Below are 18,577 nucleotides of genomic sequence, written 5' to 3'. Positions count from 1 at the left end.
GGCATTTCCGAAGCTTGCAATCGACTTGGTCTGACTGTGAGGGTCAGCCATTGCCGGTCGGCGTCGCTGATGATTGTCCATCGCCACGTCCTTTGCGGGTCGGCCAGGGATACGCATTCCAAGCGTTCAACAGAATCGGATTTTCGGTATCAGTCTTCTTACCGATGTCACGCAGGCTGACGACACCTCCTGCACTCTTCGCCATCTCTGCGAGGAGCAGCGGCTCAACGTCTTTGCCGTGCGTCACGAGCCACTCGACTTCACGCGCGCTCGCCGCGGTTACAGGAACATCTGGGAGCCTCCCGCCGGGGATGGCCGCAACGTCATGGTCGAGAAGGTATGCGGCCCCGGTATAGAACGGCTCCGCCGTGACGATCAACCCCAACATGGGGCGGTCCGTTGGGATGTGCGTGAACGCCGGGTGATTGTCAGCAAGATGGCTGACGGTCCGGGTCAACTGCTTCCGTGCGCCGCCCAGGGTCTCGCTGAGCGAGTTCATCAGCGTCGCATCGCCGGCGCGTGCTGCCGGGCCGAGGCGGCGAGACTTGACCTCAACCAAGATGACCAGATGGGGCAGGATCACAAACCAGTCAACGCTCTTGTGACCGCCACCCTTGCCGAAGACAATCTCGGGTTCGACCTCCGCGTCCTCGATCAGTCTGAGTTGTCGACCAATGTAGTGCTCGAACAGGCCTCCGAGATCATCCGCGAAAGCCTTGCCGTGCTTGGCCATCCCGGCGTAGTACAAGCCTCCCGGCGTGACCGTCCGCATGATCAGACGCGTCGCTGGAGCAACCGGCTCCCCGTCGCCCATGTCCACGAACGGCGTCGCCATCAACGGGTTGTAATCGAATCGGGCCGCTGTGGCTGTTCCGACGGAGTGGTCGTTGAAGGCAGTCCGAAAGGCTGCGGGTGTCGTGGTGAGCCTAGAGGCGATCGTCTCTATGTTCCTCCGCGGATAGAGCTTCAGCACCTCAGCGAAGTTTGGCTGATCCAGCCAGCCAGGCTTATATGCTCCACCGTTCTGGAAGGCACCCACTTGGAGGAAGAACGTCGCGCCGATCGCCTCGCGGAACGGAACTCCGTCGAGCATGGCCGCCAGCGAGTCCTCTGTGATCACTCGGGTCTCGACATCGGGCAGGCCCTCGACCATCCAGGCGTGGGAGCGAGCAAGTTCCTCGAACATCGACTCCTGGTAGGGGAACTGCTCGTACGTGACCCGAGTCATCAGTCTGACGAGGAAGTCCTCGGACCCCACATCGGCATCGTCGATGTCCATCGCGATCTGGAACTTGTGCATCAGCTTCCGCAGCGCCTCCTCATCGACGACCTTCGAGCGATACTCATTGCCGTAGAGAAGCGAATCTCGCGCGGCCGCAGCCAATCCCCACGGCGGCATCCGATGTTTCACAGCATCTGGATACGGCGGTTCGCCGAGCGATGCCGAGGCTTGCGCGATCGCCGGGATCAGCTCGCTGGGTTTGAAGGCGCGGCACGCTTGAGTGAATGCCGAGTAGGACAAGCTCGGATCGCGCGAGAAGCTCATAGACGCCCGTGTCCTTCGGATCGCCGTTGTCTCAACGTTGAGCGAATCCTCCGCGTGAGAGTGACGCTCAACATGGTGTTACGGGCGGCCGCAAGGTCGGTTGGCGCAGTCACGACGCATCCGGGAGGAGCACATCTTCGATGACACCGGAGCTTGCAGATGTACGTACACGCAGCGTGGGCACGTACCTTGCGCGGTAGTCTTCACCGTCGATGGGGTCGGAGTCGTCCCATTCATGGACTACTACGCGCAGGGTGTTGGTCAATCGCCCGATGAGAAGCGCAAGTGGGAACGGGCACCGCAGCAGGAGGTGCACCTCGGCGTTGGCGTTGTCGTTCGACAGGGCACGGATGTGCGCGGCGACGTCGGCAGCGATCAGGCCTGCATCAGCGGGGTCGAGGAGCGTGCCGCTCGCACCTGTGAGATGACGCCAGGCCGCAAGAAACGGCCTATGGTCTTCGATATAGCGGGTGAAGGCGGTGTCACTGCGTTGGGGCAGGAGATCGACATACACGGCTACGGAGGGGCGGCCGGTCGTGATGGCAGATGGGTCGCCGCCTTGATCTGCGATCTGTACTTGCGGCTGTTCGATGAACCGCGCTTCGCCATCGCTCGCCCAGGTGGCGCCCTGTTGGTCGATCACGTCCATGTGCCCGATTCGAGACGAAGGCAAAGCCGCCCCGATTGCGAAGGCCACGGAGAGATGAGCCCCTCCAGCGACACGCAGGCGATGTGCCCCGGAACGGGTCACGGCATCGGGGAGGAGGCCAATGGTGTCCTTGAGATCTCGGAGCCCCTCGGTGCTCGGAAGCCGTTCGTGATCGGAGGGCCTGAGCCGGATGTCCAGTTCGTCACCGGTTCGGTCATAGACCTGTGGCGTGTTCCTGGTCTGGAGGCTCAGGCGGAACGTCGGGTCGGTTGCCTCGATTCGCTTGCGAAGAGACGCGATCCGGTGCCAGACCAAACCGCGGATCAATGCCAGCAGACCATCGCGCTCGGCGGATCGCTGATCTACACCGCTCAAGGTGCCGGGACGAATCTCTAGGAGCCGGTCAGGAGCGTCGTAATCTGTTCCGCCGTCCTCTGTCTTCACCGAGTTGACGATGCCGAGCGCAAACACTTCGTGGTCGCGGTGTAGTTCAAGGAGTTGAGGTGCTTCCAGCGTCTTCACGACTCTGCTGTTCACCACGTCCGGCGTCGTCACAAGAACGCCGCCGGAGATGCCGCCCGCTATCGCTTGCTTGAGTCGGGCCTCGGTGTCGCCTGGCGGCAGATCGTCTCGGTCCCGCCAGACAGGGATGCCGGCAGCCCGCAGGAGCCAGGCGAGCTCCCCAGCAACACCAGTACCGTCCTTCTGTCGGTACGAGATGAAGACAGGGTCTGCTGGGTCAGGGGCGGCGGAATCGGATGTCATGGCGTCTCCTTGTGTTCATCAGCTACGAAGGCGGCGTGCCTCACCGCATCACTGGCGTACGGGCTGTTTACGGCAGGCGCCGTAGGAAGCCTCTCGGGTACCACTGCCACGATGCGGTCCCGTTCTACGAGCCAAGTTGCAACGACCACGCGTGCCGATGAATCGAATCCAGCGATGATCGCGACGAACTTGTCGAACCCCAGTTCGGGGTCGTGCAGATGGCGCATGTAGGAGTGGAGATCAACCTCGCTCGGGGAGAGTCCTCCGGTCGGGTGGGTGTGCCATTCGCCTATCCACTGGCTACGGTCCTCCGACCAGGCGGAGTCCGCGAGACGCCGGGCATGGTCGAGGTCGCGCATGAAGGTGCGTTCGCCGCGGGTGGCTTTGGGTCCAGGTCCGCCGGCGTGTCGGATGACGATCCCATCAGTCGCGTCGTCCCCGAGCAAGATGCCGCCAGTTTCGAGTCCGTCGACGGACCGCAACGCCTCGCGCGCGATTGCGCTGAGTGCGACGTCAGTGATCGTCACCGGAGTCACCTCTCGCCGCGCTGTCATCCTGGCGAGCAGGTCGGACACGATGCGCGAGGTCTGGGGATGGACGACCACCGAACATCGCCGGCTTGGCTGAGGTCGAACGGGGCTGCGAGGTCACCCGTTGGTCGAAGACCGATGATGGCGTGTTCGCCGGGAACCTGCTGGGTGTGGTCGCCGTGAAGCGATTCCAGCAGTGTCGCGATCGCTACTTTCGCGGCGAACGTGCCGACGTATCGGAGATCGGGCGGCACAGCCGTCATAGGCTGATGGACGCGCCCGGTGCCGTAATCCAACTCCTGATCCGCCTCAGCGTCCATCGCTCCCTGATCTGCAAGCTGCTGCCGTAGACAGAGGAGACATCCGAACCGGGGCGTTGGTCGCAGCCTGATGACTTCTCCGATCGAGCCATTGTCGAGCACGCACGCCAAGATCGCCGCCTTCTGTGCGCGTCTGGAGAGGTGGCTGACGACACGCCTGGGAGCAATACCGTCTGCGGCACACAGCACCAGATCGACGCGGTCGACGATGGGCCGGATGTAGTGGGCCTCGGCAACCAGGTCGCGTCGGTGGGCGACCACTGTCTGTTGCGGCCAGTGCTGGGCCAGGTGATCTTTCATGGCCGTCACCTTGTATCGCCCGACGCTTTCGGCTCCGAGAGTGTGGCGGAGCATGTTGTGCCAGAGGAATCGGTCCGGGTCGACAAGTTCCACGCGTCCGACTCCGTATCCTGCGAGCGCCTCTGCTGCGGCGCTACCGATGCTGCCGCAGCCCACGACCATGATGCTGTTGGCGGCGAGCTGCTCGATCGGCCACTTGCCAGCCAACTGTGCCAGGCCAACAACTTCTGGCTCGATCTCGATAGCGAGCGGTTCCACACCATCGCGCCGGACGGCCCAGCCCGCAAACTCCGAGGCACCGGCCTCCACCAGTTCTGGTGGAAGATCGGGGTCGTGAGTGACGACCACGCCAAGGTTGTTGCCGGGGTCGGCAACGCCCGGCACCAGCTCCCTGAAATCCTTGAAGCCTATGGAGATATCGGGGCGCCTGGACAAGAAGAGATGGTGAAGATGGGCGTCGTTCGGTGCCACCCTGATCCACTGAGCTGCATGGTGGGGGTCGCCTGAACGAAGCGCGGCGTACTCGCGTGGGACGTCGGCTGGAAGACGGATGTCTTTGCCGGTTTCCACGGCCTGGACGACGTACATATCGTCCGCGGGAACGCGGCGGAGTACCAGCGCTCCGCCCGAGAGGTTGGAGCTTGCGATCTTGGTGACCGCGTCTCTGGGCATCACGATGTAGGGGTTACGAGGAGACACCTGTGTCTCCCGCCTCGGTCGGGTCCGGTGTTGGAGCTGCTCGCTGAATCGCTCGGTCAATCAGGTGGTCGTGCGAGGGGTCAGAGACGATGCCATTGACCGACATCTCATTGATGACTCCCGCCTTCATGAGGGCGTACTCGATCCGCCACCCCGATGCCTTCGCCAGAAGCTCGGTGAGGCTGGCCTCGGGCTGCCAGCCGCCATCGCTCTGGAGCAGACAGAGCGATCCTCCTGGGGCAACGTGCCATGCGGACTGTGTCTGTTCCCAGATCGACGGCTCCGGATCGAGGGAGTAGATGGTCGGCGGAACCATCGGGTGCGCTGCGGAGTAGATGACGAGCACTCGCAGTTCTTGGTCCCCGAGCAGCTCATCGAGAGCATCGGGCTGTGGCCGCTCGAACGGCCAGCGGGGGAGGACGCCGATCCATCCGCCGTGCGGCAAGCCGTCGTCTGCGGGGCTCTGGTATTCGAGCAATGGCGCGAACGCCTGGACCTCATTCTGATCGCGCGCCAGTCGCACAGGTTCGCGCTCAGTCCAGAGGACGGGGTTGAGCGCCGTGGTGCCCACACCGCGATCTGGACCTTTTGCGCGAGTCATCCCTGCGGAGTGTCCTTCACCGGACGGGGCGCCGCGGGCACGACCGCGGGCGCCGGATTGCCAGTGGAGGCAGGAGGCTTCGGGAAGTCGTCCCCAAAGACCTCACCCCAGTGATTGATCGCAGCCGCAGCGTCATTGTTCGCCTGTGCCTGGAACGCCTTGATGGCGTTGTCTCGCGCGGACCGCAGGGCGTCGGCGAACGCGTCGTAGTCGATGTCAGGCTGAATCGGTCCGCAGAGTCCAGCGGGATCGGCGACGTCGTTCCCGCCCTCGATGTGGTAGCAGGCGCTTACGAAGAACTGCTTGATCGCAGCCGCCTGGTTGACGTCCGTAGGCAGGAAGTCGAGTGCGAGGACCTCCATGACGAGAGACTTGATCTTGGTGTCTTGCTCGGCGGCCCACCACTTGAGCATCCGAACAGTGCCGGCGAACTTGTTCCACTGCGCGTGTCGATCCGCGACCTCGGCGATTAGGAACTCGGGGTCGCAAGCGACCCAATCTTCTGAGAGTGCTTCAGGAATGAGGAGTCGCCCATCGCGGCGAAGCGCGGGCATGGCGTCGACCGTGAACGCGTGAGGATCATCAGGGTCATCCAGGAAGCACTTGACGGCATGGTTGCGCCACCGGGCCAGGCGGACCGCCTGGTCGTATGTGCCGTTCGTTGCCCCGAGCAGCGTGTTGACGCGCTCGCGGGTGTGATCGAGAGCGTCCGCGGCGGAGCTTCCCGGCGAGCCCCACTCAGGATGCTCATCCTGATCAAAGACGACGATCACATCGACGTCATGGATCGGGTCCTTGTGTGTCCCTCGCGCGAGCGATCCGGACGCAATGACTTCCTTCACATCGTCCTCGGTGCCGAAGGCGCCCTTGAAGAGATCGCGGCGAGTGCGTGCTTCGCGGACGTGTGTGATGTCGGCATTCACGACGTCCTGAAAGGTCTTGAAGGCGTCAGTCACACTCATAATCGTTCTCCTGATTGGTCCGTCTGTTCGATCACCGTAGTTACTGCCACCGACATTGCTGCGCGGGGCAGGGCAGGCTCGCTGCCTACTTCTTCTTGCCTCGCCTGCCGTTGCTCTCGTTGGTCGTGGTCTTCGGGTGACGCTTCACCGTGGACTGCTTCACGAACCGCCCGGTGACCGCGCTACGCCCTCGCTTGCCTGCCATGCTCCTCACCTCCTTTGCGTTCCACACTCGATGCTACGTTTCAATTCTAACACACTCCGTTTCGGAGGCGACGAGGTGTCGCAGATGTGACACACTGGGTGCATGGCCAAGACCACGATCAACACGGCCGCGCTCCACTCCGCCCTCGACGCCGCGCGTCAGGAGCGGCAAATCTCCTGGCGGGCACTCGCCGGCGAGATCGGCGTGAGCCCCTCGTTGCTGTCTCGGCTCGGCAACGGCCTCAAGCCGGACACCGACGGTTTCGCCACGATCATCGCCTGGCTCCGACTCCCGGCCGAGGACTTCTTCGAGCACGAGGGAGAACGTGACGCCAACGACGACCGTGAACCCGACCTCATGGCGCAGCTCGCGCCGCTCCTGCGCGCCCGGAAGGACCTCAGCGAGACCGACGTCAAGTACCTGCAACAGGTCATCGGCGCGACCATCGAACGTGCACGGGCACAGGGATGACTCGTGCGTCGAGGATTCAAGACCGAGGCGAAGAGCCTCGCACTGGAGCTACGAGCCGAGATCGGTCTCGACGCCCACGCGCCTTTCGACCCCTACACCTTCGCTTCTGAGTACGGCATCCCCGTCGTCCAACTCAGCGACCTCGATGGTGGCGCGCGTGACCACTTCCTGCGAGCGGACGGAAGCGCACTGTCCGGGGCGCTGATCCCGAACGGGAGCGGCGTGGTCATCCTGGAGAACGACGCTCAGCCACTGACCCGTCGTCGCACCACCATGTGCCACGAACTCGCCCACGTCGTCCTGGAGCACAAGTTCGGCGTCTCTCTTTCCGACGAGAGGAAGTGCGGGCTCGGCGGCGACCAAGAAGCCGAAGCCGACTGGCTCTCAGGGGAGATGCTGATCCCCAACGACGGAGCATTCCGGCTCGCCCGAGCGAACGCCACCGACGAGGAGGCAGCAGATGCCTACGACGTCAGCCTCGCAGTCGCCCGCTGGAGGATGAACCACAGCGGCGCCCGCAAGGTCATGGAACGCGCTCGCGCCAAGTGGGCCAACACAGCCAGCTCCTACCGCTAACCGCGATCCCGCTACCGGCGATCGACCCGCGCTCGGCGCGAGTTCGCCGGTCCCTTCCGTCCTGTCCGGCCCGGGCGTATACTCGGCGTTGAGGTGGATTTCTCCTCTGTAGCGCGCCGCTCGCGGCAGACCCCCGGGTCACTCTCCAACGCACTGCCTCACCAGATGCACTGTGCGATGGAGAGGAACAAGACCATGATCCGTCTGATCTGGACCGTCAGCGTCCACACCCGCTACTTCCTGCGGCGCTATATGCCCACCAACATCCTGCTGGATGCGATCCGCACCCGCCGACGCGGCTTGAAGTGGGGTATCCCCGCGATGCTGCTCGCGATCCCGTACCTGCTGATCGCGAACGTCTGCGTCGAACTTGTCGAGCAGGGTGGCCCCGGATGGCTCCACCTTGTAGTGCTGTGGGCGATCTGGAACATGCTCAAGATGCTCTGGATCGGGCCGGTCAGCGCTGTGCTCCTGATCCGCGCCCATGTCCGCGAGACCGTCACCGCCCGTCGTGAGCGCGCCAGCTTGCGTTCCGAAGCAGACGATGCCGAAGAGCGCGCCGCGGTGGACGCGATAGGTGTCCGGTGAAGTGTGAGAACTCAGGCACCGACCCGGCGACGACCGCCAGCACGGATCGTTCCACCGCTTGCGATCACCGCCGAGCGCACGGCCTCGGTGCTGACTGCGAGTCGTGCGGCGACCTGAGCGAGCGTCAGCCCACCCGCATAGAGCTGGGCGGCGTCCTGTCGGGTCGCGTCCGGCAACTCCGGTCGGCGCGCTGCCAGGCCCGCCTGCCGGGCTATCTCCCGCACGGTGCCGCGGTGCACGTTGAACCGCGTCGCCAGCTCCCGCACGGGCACACCATCGGCGTACCCGGCGATCAGCTCGGCTCGATTGGAGACGCTCAAACGGGTTTGAGACTGACGCGAATTCTCACGCACCGGACCGCGCTCATCGGCGATCTGAGCACCCCGAGTGCGCGGCCGACGAGCCCGCGAACCCCGTAGAACGCGGGAAATCAGCGATCCGAGCGGCTTCCGGGGGTTTGAGAAGCTGCTACGGAGGTCCACCCGAGGCTAGAGAACCGAGAAAGCTCTCCGCATCTGATGTGCGGGGAGCTTTTTCGTGCTGTGGACGCTCCACCGAGCCGGGGCTCAAGAGTCCGCGGCGCCGCTGCGAGGGCATCCCTTCTGTGACGTCACGGCGGGCCAGCCTCGGGCGCGGACTTCCTTCTGCGCGAACTTGAGCTATAGTCTCGATCTAATGGATCACTCTAGAGTCTGAAGAGGTGCCTGACACAGGTGTACGACTTAGAACGCGCAGCACTTCGCCGCCGACGATATCGTCCCGCGAGTGCTGCGAACGCAGGAACCCCTGATCGCCTTCGGTGCACGAGGCAGGTGACCCGGTGATCGAAATCCTGCTCCTTCTGCTGGGCATCCTGGCAATCCTGGTCATCATCGCAGGCAACGGCTATTTCGTCGCCCAAGAGTTCGCCTACATGTCCGTGGACCGCAATAAGCTGCGAGCCCTGGCCGCTGAGGGTGACAAATCCGCGAAGCGCGCCCTGGACGTCACCGGGCGCACCTCGTTCATGCTCTCCGGAGCTCAGCTGGGCATCACCGTGACCGGTCTGCTCGTCGGCTATGTGGCCGAGCCGCTGGTCGGTGAGAGTCTCGGCGCCATGCTCGGCGGGATCGGGATCCCCGCCGCACTGGGGATCACCATCGGCACCATCACCGCGCTGGCCGTCTCGACCATCGTGCAGATGATCTTCGGCGAGCTGTTCCCCAAGAACTACGCGATCGCCAACCCCACCCCGCTCTCGCTGGGCCTCGCCCGCTCGACCAAGCTCTACCTGGCGGCCTTCGGCTGGTTGATCTGGATCTTCGACGTCTCGGCGAACGCGCTGCTGAAGCTGCTGCGGATCGAACCGGTGCACGACGTCGAGTCCAGCGCCACGGCGAAGGACCTCGAGCACATCGTGACCAGCTCCCATGAGAGCGGCGACCTCGCCGAGGAGATGTACCTGACCCTGGATCGGATCCTGGACTTCCCGGACCACGACGTCGAGCACGCCATGATCCCGCGCTCGCGCACCGGGCTGATCCACCCAGACACCACGCTGGGAGAGATCCGCGCCCTGATGGCCGAGGAGCACACCCGGTATCCCGTGGTGGACACGCAGGACGAGCCGATCGGCGTCGTCCATCTCGTGGACCTGCTGGGCACCAAGTTCACCGACGCGGCCGCGGCGACCGAGATCATGCGCGCCCCGGTGATCGTGCCGACGCTGATGCCGCTTCCCGAGGCGGTGCGCACCCTGCGCGACGCCAATGCCAAGCTGGCCTGCGTCATCGACGAGTACGGCGGCTTCACCGGCGTGGTCACCATGGAGGACCTCGCCGAGGAGATCCTCGGCGAGATCACCGATGAGCACGACGACGAGGCCCCTGCCGGTATCGAGAATGTCGGTGAGAACCACTGGCGGGTCGACGGCGACCTGCACCTGGACGAGGTGGAGCGGGTGATCGGCCAGGACTTCCCAGAGGGCGACTATGAGACGCTCTCCGGGCTGCTGATGTCCCAGGAGGGCGCTCTGCTGACCGAGGGTCAGCAGGTGCGCATCGATCTGCCGGCCGATCCTGCTGACTATGGAGAATCCTCGCCCCCGACGCGTTGGGTGGATGTCACGGTGATCAGCGTGGACCGCCACGTTCCCGAGTCGGTGCATCTGCGCCTGACCGAACACTTCGAGGAGGAACGATGAGCGACTGGCTGATCCCGACCATCGCCACCATCGGCATCATCGCGGTCTCGGCGTTCTTCGTGATCCTGGAGTTCGCGCTGCTCGCCGCTCGCCGTCACCGTCTGGAGGAGGAGGCGGAGCACAGCCGCTCCGCCCGGGCCGCGCTGCGCGGGCTCAATGAGCTCACCGTGATGCTCGCAGGAGCCCAGCTGGGCATCACCGCGTGCACCTTCGCACTCGGTGCGGTGAGCAAGCCGGCGGTGGACTACGCACTGACTCCGATCTTCGAGTCCTGGAACATGCCGCTCTGGGCCGCCGATGTGCTGGCCTTCGCCCTGGCGCTGTTCCTGATGACCTTCCTGCACCTGGTCGTCGGCGAGATGGCCCCGAAGTCCTGGGCGATCGCGCATCCAGAACGCGCGGCGAAGCTCATCGCGCTGCCCGCCCAGGTGGTCCTCTGGGGCTTCCGACCCTTGCTGCTCTGGATCAACGGCATTGCCAACCGGCTGGTCTCGGCCACCGGTGTCACACCCGTGGACAGTGCTGCCGCGGGAGGCTATGACTCCGACACGATCCGACATCTGGTGGCGCATTCCACCCAGACCGGCACGCTGGACCAGGCCTCGGCCTCACAGATCTCCCGCGTGATCGATCTGGAGACCCTGACCGTGGACGACGTCATCGCAGCGCGCACCCGTCAGGAGACCACCACGGTGCCGTTCTCCGCCACGGCCGCCGACGTGCAGGCTGCCGCCCAGCGCACCGGGCACCTGCGGATCCTGGTCCTGCCTGAGTCGGGGACCAGTCCGCTGGTGGTCCATGTCCGGGATACCCTGACCGTGGAGCCGGAATACCCGGTCAGCGAGCTGGCGCGCCCGGCCCTGGTCGTCTCCACCGGCGCCTCGGTCTACGAGGCGTTCCAGACCATGCGGGAGGCCGGTGAACAGCTCGCCGTGGTCTATTCCAACGGGGTGCTGGCCGGGGCGATCACCTGGAACGACATCCTGAAGCGGATGTGGCCCACCATGGAGGAGCAGTGGAGCGAATCTGAGGCCACGGCCCAGGCCCGCACACAGAGTGCGGCGGCACCCCGCTAGGCGGGCCGCCGCCTCACGGGCCCGTCTTCCACGGGCCTTGCCATACGATGCAGGATCCACAGCCTGTGGGTCCGGCATCGTGGTTTCTGTGGAGAACCCTCTGGGATGCGTTATCCACAGGGTTTATCCACAGTGTGCATAAGTTACACGCGTGTGTTTCCCCTTGTCAGAACGATATCCACAGGATTCTGCAGATTGTGCATAAAACTGTGGAGGAGTCCTGCACAACCTGGGGAGAACCCGGCCGAGACTCAGCCGGCGGGAGTGACCAGCTGCATGCCCACAATGGTGAGAAGCAGCAGGAGCCCCGTGATGCCCAGCAGCCCGAGACCCTGACGGCGGGCCTGCCGCGCAGAGTCTCTGCGTCGGTCGCCGGAGGCCGCGGGAGCGGACTTGGCGAACACCAGGGCGCAGAGCGCGCCGACCACGAGCCCGCCGAAGTGACCCTGCCAGGAGATGCCGGGGATCACGAAGCTGATCACCACATTGATCCCGATCAGGGTGAGAATTCCGCCGGTCTGCGATCCTGTGGCGCGCATCAGGATGAACAGCGCGCCGAAGAGCCCGAACACCGCACCGGAGGCGCCGAGGGTGGGGGTCATGGCGGGGGTCAGGAAGAGCACGGCCACGGAGCCGCCGAGCGCGGAGAGCAGCAGCAGGGCGAGGTAGCGCAGCGCCCCCAGGGCCGGTTCGATGGCGCGCCCGATGAACCACAGGGCGAACATGTTGAAGAGCAGGTGCATGGCGTTGCTGGGAGAATGCACCAGCGCGGAGCTGAGCATCCGCCAGGGCTCGAAGACCCACGGGGAGGTCTGCAGCGGGGCATACCAGAGCGCCGCGGTCACCGGATCGGGGTTGGCGCCGGTGATGGTGCCGCTGAGCAGCTGCAGGCCGAAGAGCACCACGCACAGCCCGATGAGGCTGAAGGTGATGATCGGGCGCTTCCCGGGTCGCACCACGGCGCCGAACTGGGAACGCGCCGGTGGCCGACGGGCCTGCCACTCGTCCCGGGCGCGCGCCAGGCAGTCTACGCACTGGAACCCGACCGGGGCCTGACGCAGGCACTCAGGACAGGCCGGGCGGTCACAGCGCTGACACTGCACACTGGCCGGCCTGTCCGGGTGCTGCGAACAGAATGTAGCGTTGATCGTTCTAGATCCTCAGAGCTTCTCGATGTCGATCTTCTCGATGACGACATCGTCCTTCGGGCGGTCCCGGTTATCGGTGGGAACCGTGTTCAGGGCGTCGACGACCTTCTGCGAGGCTTCGTCGGTGACCTCTCCGAAGATGGTGTGCTTGCCCTGGAGCCAGTTGGTGGCGACCGAGGTGATGAAGAACTGGGATCCGTTGGTGCCCGGGCCGGCATTGGCCATGGCCAGCTTGTACGGGGAGGTGAAGTCCAGCTCCGGGTGGATCTCATCACCGAACTTGTAGCCCGGGCCGCCGACGCCGAGACCCAGCGGGTCCCCGCCCTGGATCATGAAGTCAGAGATGATCCGGTGGAAGACGGTGCCGCTGTAGAGCGGGGTGTCCACCATCTTCTCGCCGGACTCCGGGTGGGTCCAGTCACGCTCGCCGGTGGCGAGACCGACGAAGTTCTCCACAGTCTTCGGCGCATGGTTGCCGAAGAGCTCGACGCGGATCTCTCCCTGGGAGGTACGGATAGTTGCCTGATGTGTTGCGATAGCAGTCATGAGCCTCATTGTCTCACTCCTGGTGGTTGCGTGTTCTCAGTCTCGGTGCATGATGAAGGGATCGGCTGGGCCGTAGCAGGCCAGGAAGAGACCACGTAAGCTGAAGCCAGCAACCGATCCGGATTCGGAGGACATGCATGTTCGGCAAGAAGAAGAAGCGGAACCACAGCTGGGAGCACCTGGTGCTCGCAGGGGTGGAGACCGCACGTGATTGGACCGCACCAAAACTGGGTGCGGCAGCAGATTGGGCCGAAGGCACCTACCGCAAGGGTGCCCCGAAGGTGCACGACGCCTCGGGCCGCGCTCTGAGCGCTGTCAACGACGGCGCTTCGGTGGCGGGGAAGAAGATCAAGGAGTACTCCTCGGTCGCCGGCGGCGGCATCTCGTCCCAGTATGAGAAGCTTCCCCCGCAGGCCAAGGCCGAGGTGGCCAAGGTCATCGCCAAGTACGACACTGCCAAGACGCAGTTCACCTCGGAGTATGTTCCCGCCACCTCCGCAAAGCTCGGCGGCTACGCAGACAAGACCGCGAAGCTGATCCACCGCGCTGAGCTGGATCCCCGTGTGGAGAAGGCGCTGATCAAGGCCACCGGTGACAAGAAGATCGTCAAGAAGCTGCGCAAGAGCTCCGAGAACTACGCCAAGGGCGCTGCCAAGACGCTGAAGAAGCAGCAGCGCTCGAACAGCCGCAAGAAGGGTCTGCTGGTCTTCGGACTGGTGGCCGCGGCTGTCACGGCAGGAGTGGCCGCATGGCGCGCCAGCCAGCCGGTGGAGGATCCGTGGAAGAAGCCCGCTCCGGTGACCCGGCCAGCGACTTCCTCCACAGCGGCTCCCAAGCCGGTGACCTCGTCCACCACGCCCGCCGCATCGGCTCCCAAGCCGGCGGCACCGGGCGGTTCGGCGGCACCGAGCAAGGTGGCAGGCACTCCTGCTGCTGCGCCGAAGTCAGCTCCTGACGCCCCGAAGAGCTCCGGCGCGCCGGAGTCCAAGGCGGGACCCTCGGGCGTGACCAACGTCAATGCGCAGAACGCTGACGAGGCCAAGGGCAACAACGTCCCCTCCCCGAAGCCGGCCACCTGAGCCGACGTCGTGCGGAGAACGTAGCAAGATAGGAAGCGGACCTGGCGATCATGCCAGGTCCGCTTTCTACGTTCGGGCTCCTGTGGTGGACCAGCCGCAGAGTGAGCTCAGATCGGCTGCGCCGCCGGTGCTCAGCGGATCGGGTTGAGCTGCGCGGCCTTCTCGGCCGCACCGGTCTGGCCCATGCTCTCCAGCCAGTTGCCCAGCATCCGGTAGCCACCCTCGGTGAGCACAGACTCCGGGTGGTACTGCATGCCCCACAGCGGCGCTGTGCGGTGCGCAAGGCCCATGATGACCCCGTCCTCGGTGCGAGCCGTGACCTCCAGCACGGCAGGGATGGTCTCGGGCGCCACGGTCAGAGAGTGATAGCGGGTCGCCACGAAGGTCTCTGGAAGCCCTGCGAAGGAGGCGTGTCCGGTGTGGGTCACCGGAGAGGTCTTGCCGTGCATCAGCTGCTCGGCGTGGGTGACCGTGGCACCGAAGGCTTCGCCCAGGCCTTGATGCCCCAGACAGACCCCGAGCATCGGCTCCTGGGCCTCCGCGCACCAGCGGATCAGCTCCACTGAGACGCCTGCCTCGCCCGGAGTCCCGGGGCCGGGGGAGATGAGCACGCCGTCGTGCTCCGCGGCGAGCTTCTTGGCATCTTCGACCGAGAGGTCGTCGTTGCGGATCACGGTGGCCTCGGCGCCGAGCTCGCGCAGATACCCGACAAGGGTGTAGACGAAGCTGTCGTAGTTGTCCACGACGAGGATGCGGGCGGGGTTCTCACTCATGTGGGGTCCCTTCGGCCCGGCCTTGCGCCGGGGCGGTCATCGATTCAAGCGTGGAGTCATTGAGCGGGCTGTACTGGCTCAGCCAGGGGAAGACGTACTGCATCAGGAGGAACACGATACCGGCGAGGATGGCCAGGGCCAGCAGGATCTGCACCAGCAGAGGCCCCGGCAGGGAGCGGAAGAGCCAGGCGTACATGCTCAGGATCCTCCCTGGGAGATCGCAGCTGGTGCCGGCGCGCTCAGCGGGGCGAAGTCCACGAGCTCGGCGTGGGTGATCAGCCGTTCCCGGTTGGAGAAGAGCGGATGGCAGGTGGTCAGTGTGAGCAGCGAACGGTCAGCCTGCGCCTGCGGCTCCCCGGGCACCGGCAGGATCACCTCGGACTGATGGGGCAGCACCACGTGGGTCTCGTAGACCTCATAGGTGTAGTAGCCGTCGGGGGACTCGACGTAGATCTCATCCCCTGCGGTGAGCCGATCCTGATCGCGCAGAACATCACCGTAGGTAAGCCGGTGTCCCGCCACGGCGAAGTTCCCCGGCTCCCCGGGAAGCTGGGTGTCCGGATAATGCCCCAGACCCCCGGTGTTCAGCGTCTGGTCATCCACTCCGGAGCGCACGGGGGCGGACCAGTCCGCTGAGATGGCGGGGGCGTAGACCACGGCCATGGCACCGGATTCCACGGCGGCCATATTCTCCGGGCACGCCGCCGCCTCTCCGTCGCCAAGCTGCTGACACTCCTGCTGCACCTGTGCGGCCTGCTGCGGCGTGGAGTCTGTGTCCTGCTGCTCGAGGCGGGCGTGGAACTCCTCCTCGATGGCCTGAGCCTCCCGGTTCGCATCAAGTCCGGTCCACCACACCTCCCACACCACGAAGAGCAGACCGAGCACGCCCAGGGTGATCAGCAGCTCGCCGGTGACCCCGAGGATCCGGGCGCCGGGGCGAGCGCCGCGGTGTCCCGACATGAATCCTCCGAAGGCTGGGTGGGGCGTCCATCACGGTGAAACGGTAGAATGACGCGCAGACCGCGGCCAGCACCACCAGGGTGCCCGGCCGCGAGACCAGGATACCGAACCGAGATCCGTGCCGGATCCAGAGGGGATCGAACCGACGTGGCTGAGTCCAAGCAGCGCAAGAACCGCAGGACGCGTGGCAAGACCGAGGCGAAGAAGTCTCCGCTGAACGACGCCGATCCCAAGGACGTCAGAGACCTCGACCTCGAGGACGAGTCGCTGCCGCTCTGGTACCGGGCCACGATGATCGGTCTGATGATCCTGGGACTGCTCTGGATGATCGTCTGGTACATCACCCAGGGTTCCGCCCCGGTGCAGGCCGCCGGGGGCTGGAACATCATCATCGGCTTCGGCATCACCATGGTCGGATTCTTCATGACGATGCGCTGGAAGTGACGATGTGCTGGACGTGTCGATGCCCCGCAGATGACGGCGTCTGAGATGCGGATGCCCCGCAGGAGACGGCGCGCGCCTAGCGTGGCCGTCTCGTGGCTGTGGCCCTCGCGGCGCGGGTGAGCTCCTCCACCGGCTGACCCGTCCCGGCAGGCTCGATCTGCGGCTGGATCTGCTCCTGGTAGCGGTTCTCCACGGCCTTGGCGATCAAAAAGTCAGCGATCGCAGGGTTCTTCGGCAGCAGCGAACCATGCAGATAGCTGCCCACGATGTTCTTGAAGCGCGCGCCCTCGTAGGAGTCCTTCGCGTTGTTGCCCTCGCCCTTGGTCACCCGCGCCAGCGGCTGGACCCCCGGGCCGAGGTAGGTCTGTCCGGAATGGTTCTCGTAGCCCAGGATCTCGCCGAACTCCGCAGACTCGGCCACCACATTGCCGATCAGACGAGTGTCGGTGCCCTCGGTGTGCAGGTCCAGGATGCCCACACCCTTGATCTCCCGGCCCTCGCGGGTGCGGAAGGAATGGCCGAAGAGCTGATAGAGCCCGCAGATCATCAGCATCGGCGTGCCACCCTCAGTCAGGCGGTGCAGCTTGTCTCCGATGCGCAGCAGGTCCTGCTGGATCTTGTCCTGGCCGCTGTCCTGGCCGCCGCCGCCGATGACCACGTCGACCTGCTCCGGGAACTCGTCCTCAGGGTCATAGCTGTGCAGGATCGGCTCATAGCCGCGCCACTGCAGACGCCGCTGCAGCACCAGCGCATTGCCGAAGTCCCCGTAGATGTTCATGTCCCGGGGATAGAGCTGGAGGACATGGACGGGCTTGGATGCAGCCATCAGAAGGCCTCCACTTCGGTATAGGCGCTCAGCCGCTTCCGCAGCGCGAGCATCGCGGTGTAGGTGCAGAAGATCCTGGCGGGCTTGTCGGGATTCTCATCCAGGAAGCGGTTGAGCGCGAGCGAGAGGTCGGGCTCCACCGCGTCGAAGTCGACGTCGTCGTATTTCAGCCGCAGCGCCATGTCATAGGCGCGGACCCCGGAGACCATCCGCACGCCCTGCTCGGCGAGCGAGGCGAACTCCACGTCCCAGAGCCAGCTCATGTCCCGGCCGTCGGCGTAGTTGTCGTTGATCGCGATCATCGTGGCGACGCCCTCGGCCGCGAAGGAGCTCAGGCCCAGCCGGAAGCCGGAGGGGTTCTTCACCAGCACCAGGTCCAGCGGGCGGCCCTGCACGGTGAGGCTCTCGCCGCGGCCGAAGGCTGGAGACACCTTGGAGAGCGAATCGATCAGGGCCTGAGGGTTCACGGCCTCACCCAGGGCCTGGCGCACCACCGCCAGCGCGGCCGCCGCGTTGAAGGTGTTGTAGGCGCCGTTGACGGTCAGCGAGGTGGTCACCGCCTCGCCGTCGATGGTGAAGCGGCCACCGCCTTCGGTGAGCTCCTCCAGGACCACATCGGCATGCGGATGATCCGCCGCGCCCGCCGGTGAGGAGTGGAAGTCGTCATCGCTGGGGAAGTGGCTGCGCAGGGATTCGCTGAGACCGAAGTAGTCCACCCGCTGGGTGTCCAGGGTTCCGGCGATCGCCCGGACGCGCGGGTCCTCGCGGTTGAGCACCACGGCCTCGACCGTGTGCGCGGCGATGGTGCGCAGCATCCCGGCAGTGGTGTCGATCTCTCCGAAGCGATCCAGCTGATCGCGCATCACGTTGAGCAGCAGGCTGTGGTTCGGGCGCACGGCTTTGACGAAGTGCACCGCGTGGGCCTCATCGAGCTCGAGCACCGCGATATCGGCGTCGAGCTTTCCGGTGAGCCGCACCTCTTCGAGGATGGAGGCCACGACGCCGCGGGTGAAGTTGGAGCCGCTGCGGTTGGTGAAGACCTTCAGGCCCTGGCCCTGCAACAGCTCCACGACCATCTTGGTGGTGGTGGTCTTCCCGTTGGTCCCGGACACGACGATGACGCCGCGGGGAAGCCGGTGCAGCGTGCGGGCCAGGAAATGCGGGTCCAGCTTCTCCACGACCAGTCCGGGGAAGGCCGATCCGCCGCCCCCGCGCAGCTTCGTCACGGTGCGGGCAGCTCGGCCGATGAGCACCGAGCCCAAAGAGCTCAGGGTGCCGCCGAGGCGGCGCGGTGAGGTGGGGAGTCTGGACATGGGGTCGATTATTTCATC

21 protein-coding genes are annotated in these 18,577 nt (G+C 65.2%); 7 read left to right on the top strand and 14 right to left on the bottom strand.

The window, feature by feature from the left end; all coding sequences use genetic code 11:
- Positions 1-43 precede the first annotated feature (43 nt).
- From HNR24_RS09890 to HNR24_RS09865, 6 genes are all read right to left on the bottom strand, one after another.
- A complete protein-coding gene (locus HNR24_RS09890) occupies positions 44-1,546 on the bottom strand; it encodes a nuclease-related domain-containing protein (protein ID WP_135446942.1) in 1,503 nt (500 codons plus the stop codon).
- 109 nt (positions 1,547-1,655) lie between these two features.
- Positions 1,656-2,960 (bottom strand): SAVED domain-containing protein, encoded by a 1,305-nt coding sequence (locus HNR24_RS09885; protein WP_135446944.1) that lies wholly within the window; start codon positions 2,958-2,960, stop codon positions 1,656-1,658.
- Positions 2,957-3,487 carry a Mov34/MPN/PAD-1 family protein gene (locus HNR24_RS09880; protein ID WP_135446946.1) on the bottom strand — a complete coding sequence of 177 codons (531 nt, stop codon included), beginning with the start codon at positions 3,485-3,487 and terminating at the stop codon, positions 2,957-2,959. The genes HNR24_RS09885 and HNR24_RS09880 overlap by 4 nt, the downstream gene beginning before the upstream one ends.
- 23 nt (positions 3,488-3,510) lie before the next feature.
- Positions 3,511-4,809, bottom strand: a complete 1,299-nt coding sequence (locus tag HNR24_RS09875; RefSeq protein ID WP_135446947.1) for a HesA/MoeB/ThiF family protein — start codon at positions 4,807-4,809, stop codon at positions 3,511-3,513.
- Positions 4,796-5,380, bottom strand: a complete 585-nt coding sequence (locus HNR24_RS09870; protein WP_200492499.1) for a ubiquitin-conjugating enzyme family protein — start codon at positions 5,378-5,380, stop codon at positions 4,796-4,798. Before HNR24_RS09870 ends, HNR24_RS09875 begins: the two co-directional genes overlap by 14 nt.
- 26 nt (positions 5,381-5,406) lie before the next feature.
- Positions 5,407-6,366 (bottom strand): SMODS domain-containing nucleotidyltransferase, encoded by a 960-nt coding sequence (locus HNR24_RS09865; RefSeq protein WP_200489059.1) that lies wholly within the window; start codon positions 6,364-6,366, stop codon positions 5,407-5,409.
- 313 nt (positions 6,367-6,679) lie between these two features.
- Between HNR24_RS09865 and HNR24_RS09860 the strand changes: the two genes are divergently transcribed.
- The 3 genes from HNR24_RS09860 (at position 6,680) to HNR24_RS09850 (ending at position 8,212) form a co-directional block, all read left to right on the top strand.
- The gene (locus HNR24_RS09860) at positions 6,680-7,048 is read left to right on the top strand and encodes a transcriptional regulator (RefSeq protein WP_135446951.1); all 369 of its coding nucleotides are present in this window, start codon (positions 6,680-6,682) and stop codon (positions 7,046-7,048) included.
- 3 nt (positions 7,049-7,051) lie between these two features.
- The gene (locus HNR24_RS09855) at positions 7,052-7,624 is read left to right on the top strand and encodes an ImmA/IrrE family metallo-endopeptidase (protein ID WP_135446952.1); all 573 of its coding nucleotides are present in this window, start codon (positions 7,052-7,054) and stop codon (positions 7,622-7,624) included.
- 195 nt (positions 7,625-7,819) lie between these two features.
- On the top strand, positions 7,820-8,212 hold the full coding sequence (locus HNR24_RS09850) for a hypothetical protein (RefSeq protein WP_135446954.1): 393 nt from the start codon (positions 7,820-7,822) through the stop codon (positions 8,210-8,212).
- Between the two features lie 11 nt (positions 8,213-8,223).
- Here HNR24_RS09850 and HNR24_RS09845 read toward each other — a convergent pair whose 3' ends face one another.
- The gene (locus HNR24_RS09845; RefSeq protein ID WP_135446956.1) at positions 8,224-8,532 is read right to left on the bottom strand and encodes a helix-turn-helix domain-containing protein; all 309 of its coding nucleotides are present in this window, start codon (positions 8,530-8,532) and stop codon (positions 8,224-8,226) included.
- Positions 8,533-9,032: 500 nt separating this feature from the next.
- Between HNR24_RS09845 and HNR24_RS09840 the strand changes: the two genes are divergently transcribed.
- Together HNR24_RS09840 and HNR24_RS09835 are read left to right on the top strand one after the other, a co-directional pair.
- Positions 9,033-10,394 carry a hemolysin family protein gene (locus tag HNR24_RS09840; RefSeq protein ID WP_058888157.1) on the top strand — a complete coding sequence of 454 codons (1,362 nt, stop codon included), beginning with the start codon at positions 9,033-9,035 and terminating at the stop codon, positions 10,392-10,394.
- A complete protein-coding gene (locus HNR24_RS09835) occupies positions 10,391-11,470 on the top strand; it encodes a CNNM domain-containing protein (protein ID WP_058887910.1) in 1,080 nt (359 codons plus the stop codon). Before HNR24_RS09840 ends, HNR24_RS09835 begins: the two co-directional genes overlap by 4 nt.
- A 251-nt stretch (positions 11,471-11,721) precedes the next feature.
- On the opposite strand, the gene HNR24_RS09830 is transcribed toward HNR24_RS09835, so the two are convergent.
- Entirely contained in the window at positions 11,722-12,429 is a 708-nt protein-coding gene (locus HNR24_RS09830; RefSeq protein ID WP_232301702.1) for a rhomboid family intramembrane serine protease, read from the bottom strand.
- Positions 12,430-12,630: 201 nt separating this feature from the next.
- Positions 12,631-13,164, bottom strand: coding sequence for a peptidylprolyl isomerase (locus HNR24_RS09825; protein ID WP_058887911.1), 534 nt, complete (start codon positions 13,162-13,164; stop codon positions 12,631-12,633).
- Between the two features lie 137 nt (positions 13,165-13,301).
- Here HNR24_RS09825 and HNR24_RS09820 point away from each other — a divergent pair, with 137 nt between their 5' ends.
- Positions 13,302-14,243 (top strand): hypothetical protein, encoded by a 942-nt coding sequence (locus HNR24_RS09820; protein ID WP_058887912.1) that lies wholly within the window; start codon positions 13,302-13,304, stop codon positions 14,241-14,243.
- A gap of 131 nt (positions 14,244-14,374) precedes the next feature.
- On the opposite strand, the gene HNR24_RS09815 is transcribed toward HNR24_RS09820, so the two are convergent.
- The 3 genes from HNR24_RS09815 to HNR24_RS09805 are packed head-to-tail and all read right to left on the bottom strand — an operon-like array spanning position 14,375 to position 15,976.
- Positions 14,375-15,016 (bottom strand): aminodeoxychorismate/anthranilate synthase component II, encoded by a 642-nt coding sequence (locus HNR24_RS09815; protein WP_058887913.1) that lies wholly within the window; start codon positions 15,014-15,016, stop codon positions 14,375-14,377.
- Positions 15,009-15,212, bottom strand: a complete 204-nt coding sequence (locus HNR24_RS09810; RefSeq protein ID WP_182495683.1) for a hypothetical protein — start codon at positions 15,210-15,212, stop codon at positions 15,009-15,011. Before HNR24_RS09810 ends, HNR24_RS09815 begins: the two co-directional genes overlap by 8 nt.
- 2 nt (positions 15,213-15,214) lie before the next feature.
- Positions 15,215-15,976, bottom strand: a complete 762-nt coding sequence (locus HNR24_RS09805; protein WP_182495682.1) for a class E sortase — start codon at positions 15,974-15,976, stop codon at positions 15,215-15,217.
- Positions 15,977-16,123: 147 nt separating this feature from the next.
- On the opposite strand from HNR24_RS09805, the gene HNR24_RS09800 reads away from it, so the two are divergent.
- On the top strand, positions 16,124-16,420 hold the full coding sequence (locus tag HNR24_RS09800; RefSeq protein ID WP_310735425.1) for a cell division protein CrgA: 297 nt from the start codon (positions 16,124-16,126) through the stop codon (positions 16,418-16,420).
- A gap of 76 nt (positions 16,421-16,496) precedes the next feature.
- Here the strand turns inward: HNR24_RS09800 and HNR24_RS09795 are convergent, their stop codons facing one another.
- Complete coding sequence (locus HNR24_RS09795) at positions 16,497-17,246, bottom strand: type 1 glutamine amidotransferase (RefSeq protein WP_182495680.1); 750 nt, start codon at positions 17,244-17,246, stop codon at positions 16,497-16,499.
- Positions 17,246-18,559, bottom strand: coding sequence for a Mur ligase family protein (locus tag HNR24_RS09790; protein ID WP_182495679.1), 1,314 nt, complete (start codon positions 18,557-18,559; stop codon positions 17,246-17,248). Before HNR24_RS09790 ends, HNR24_RS09795 begins: the two co-directional genes overlap by 1 nt.
- Between the last annotated feature and the right edge of the window lie 18 nt (positions 18,560-18,577).

The organism is Nesterenkonia sandarakina (assembly GCF_014138825.1).
GTDB classification, from domain to species: Bacteria; Actinomycetota; Actinomycetes; order Actinomycetales; family Micrococcaceae; genus Nesterenkonia; species Nesterenkonia sandarakina.
This window is presented reverse-complemented; position numbering and strand designations above follow the sequence as displayed.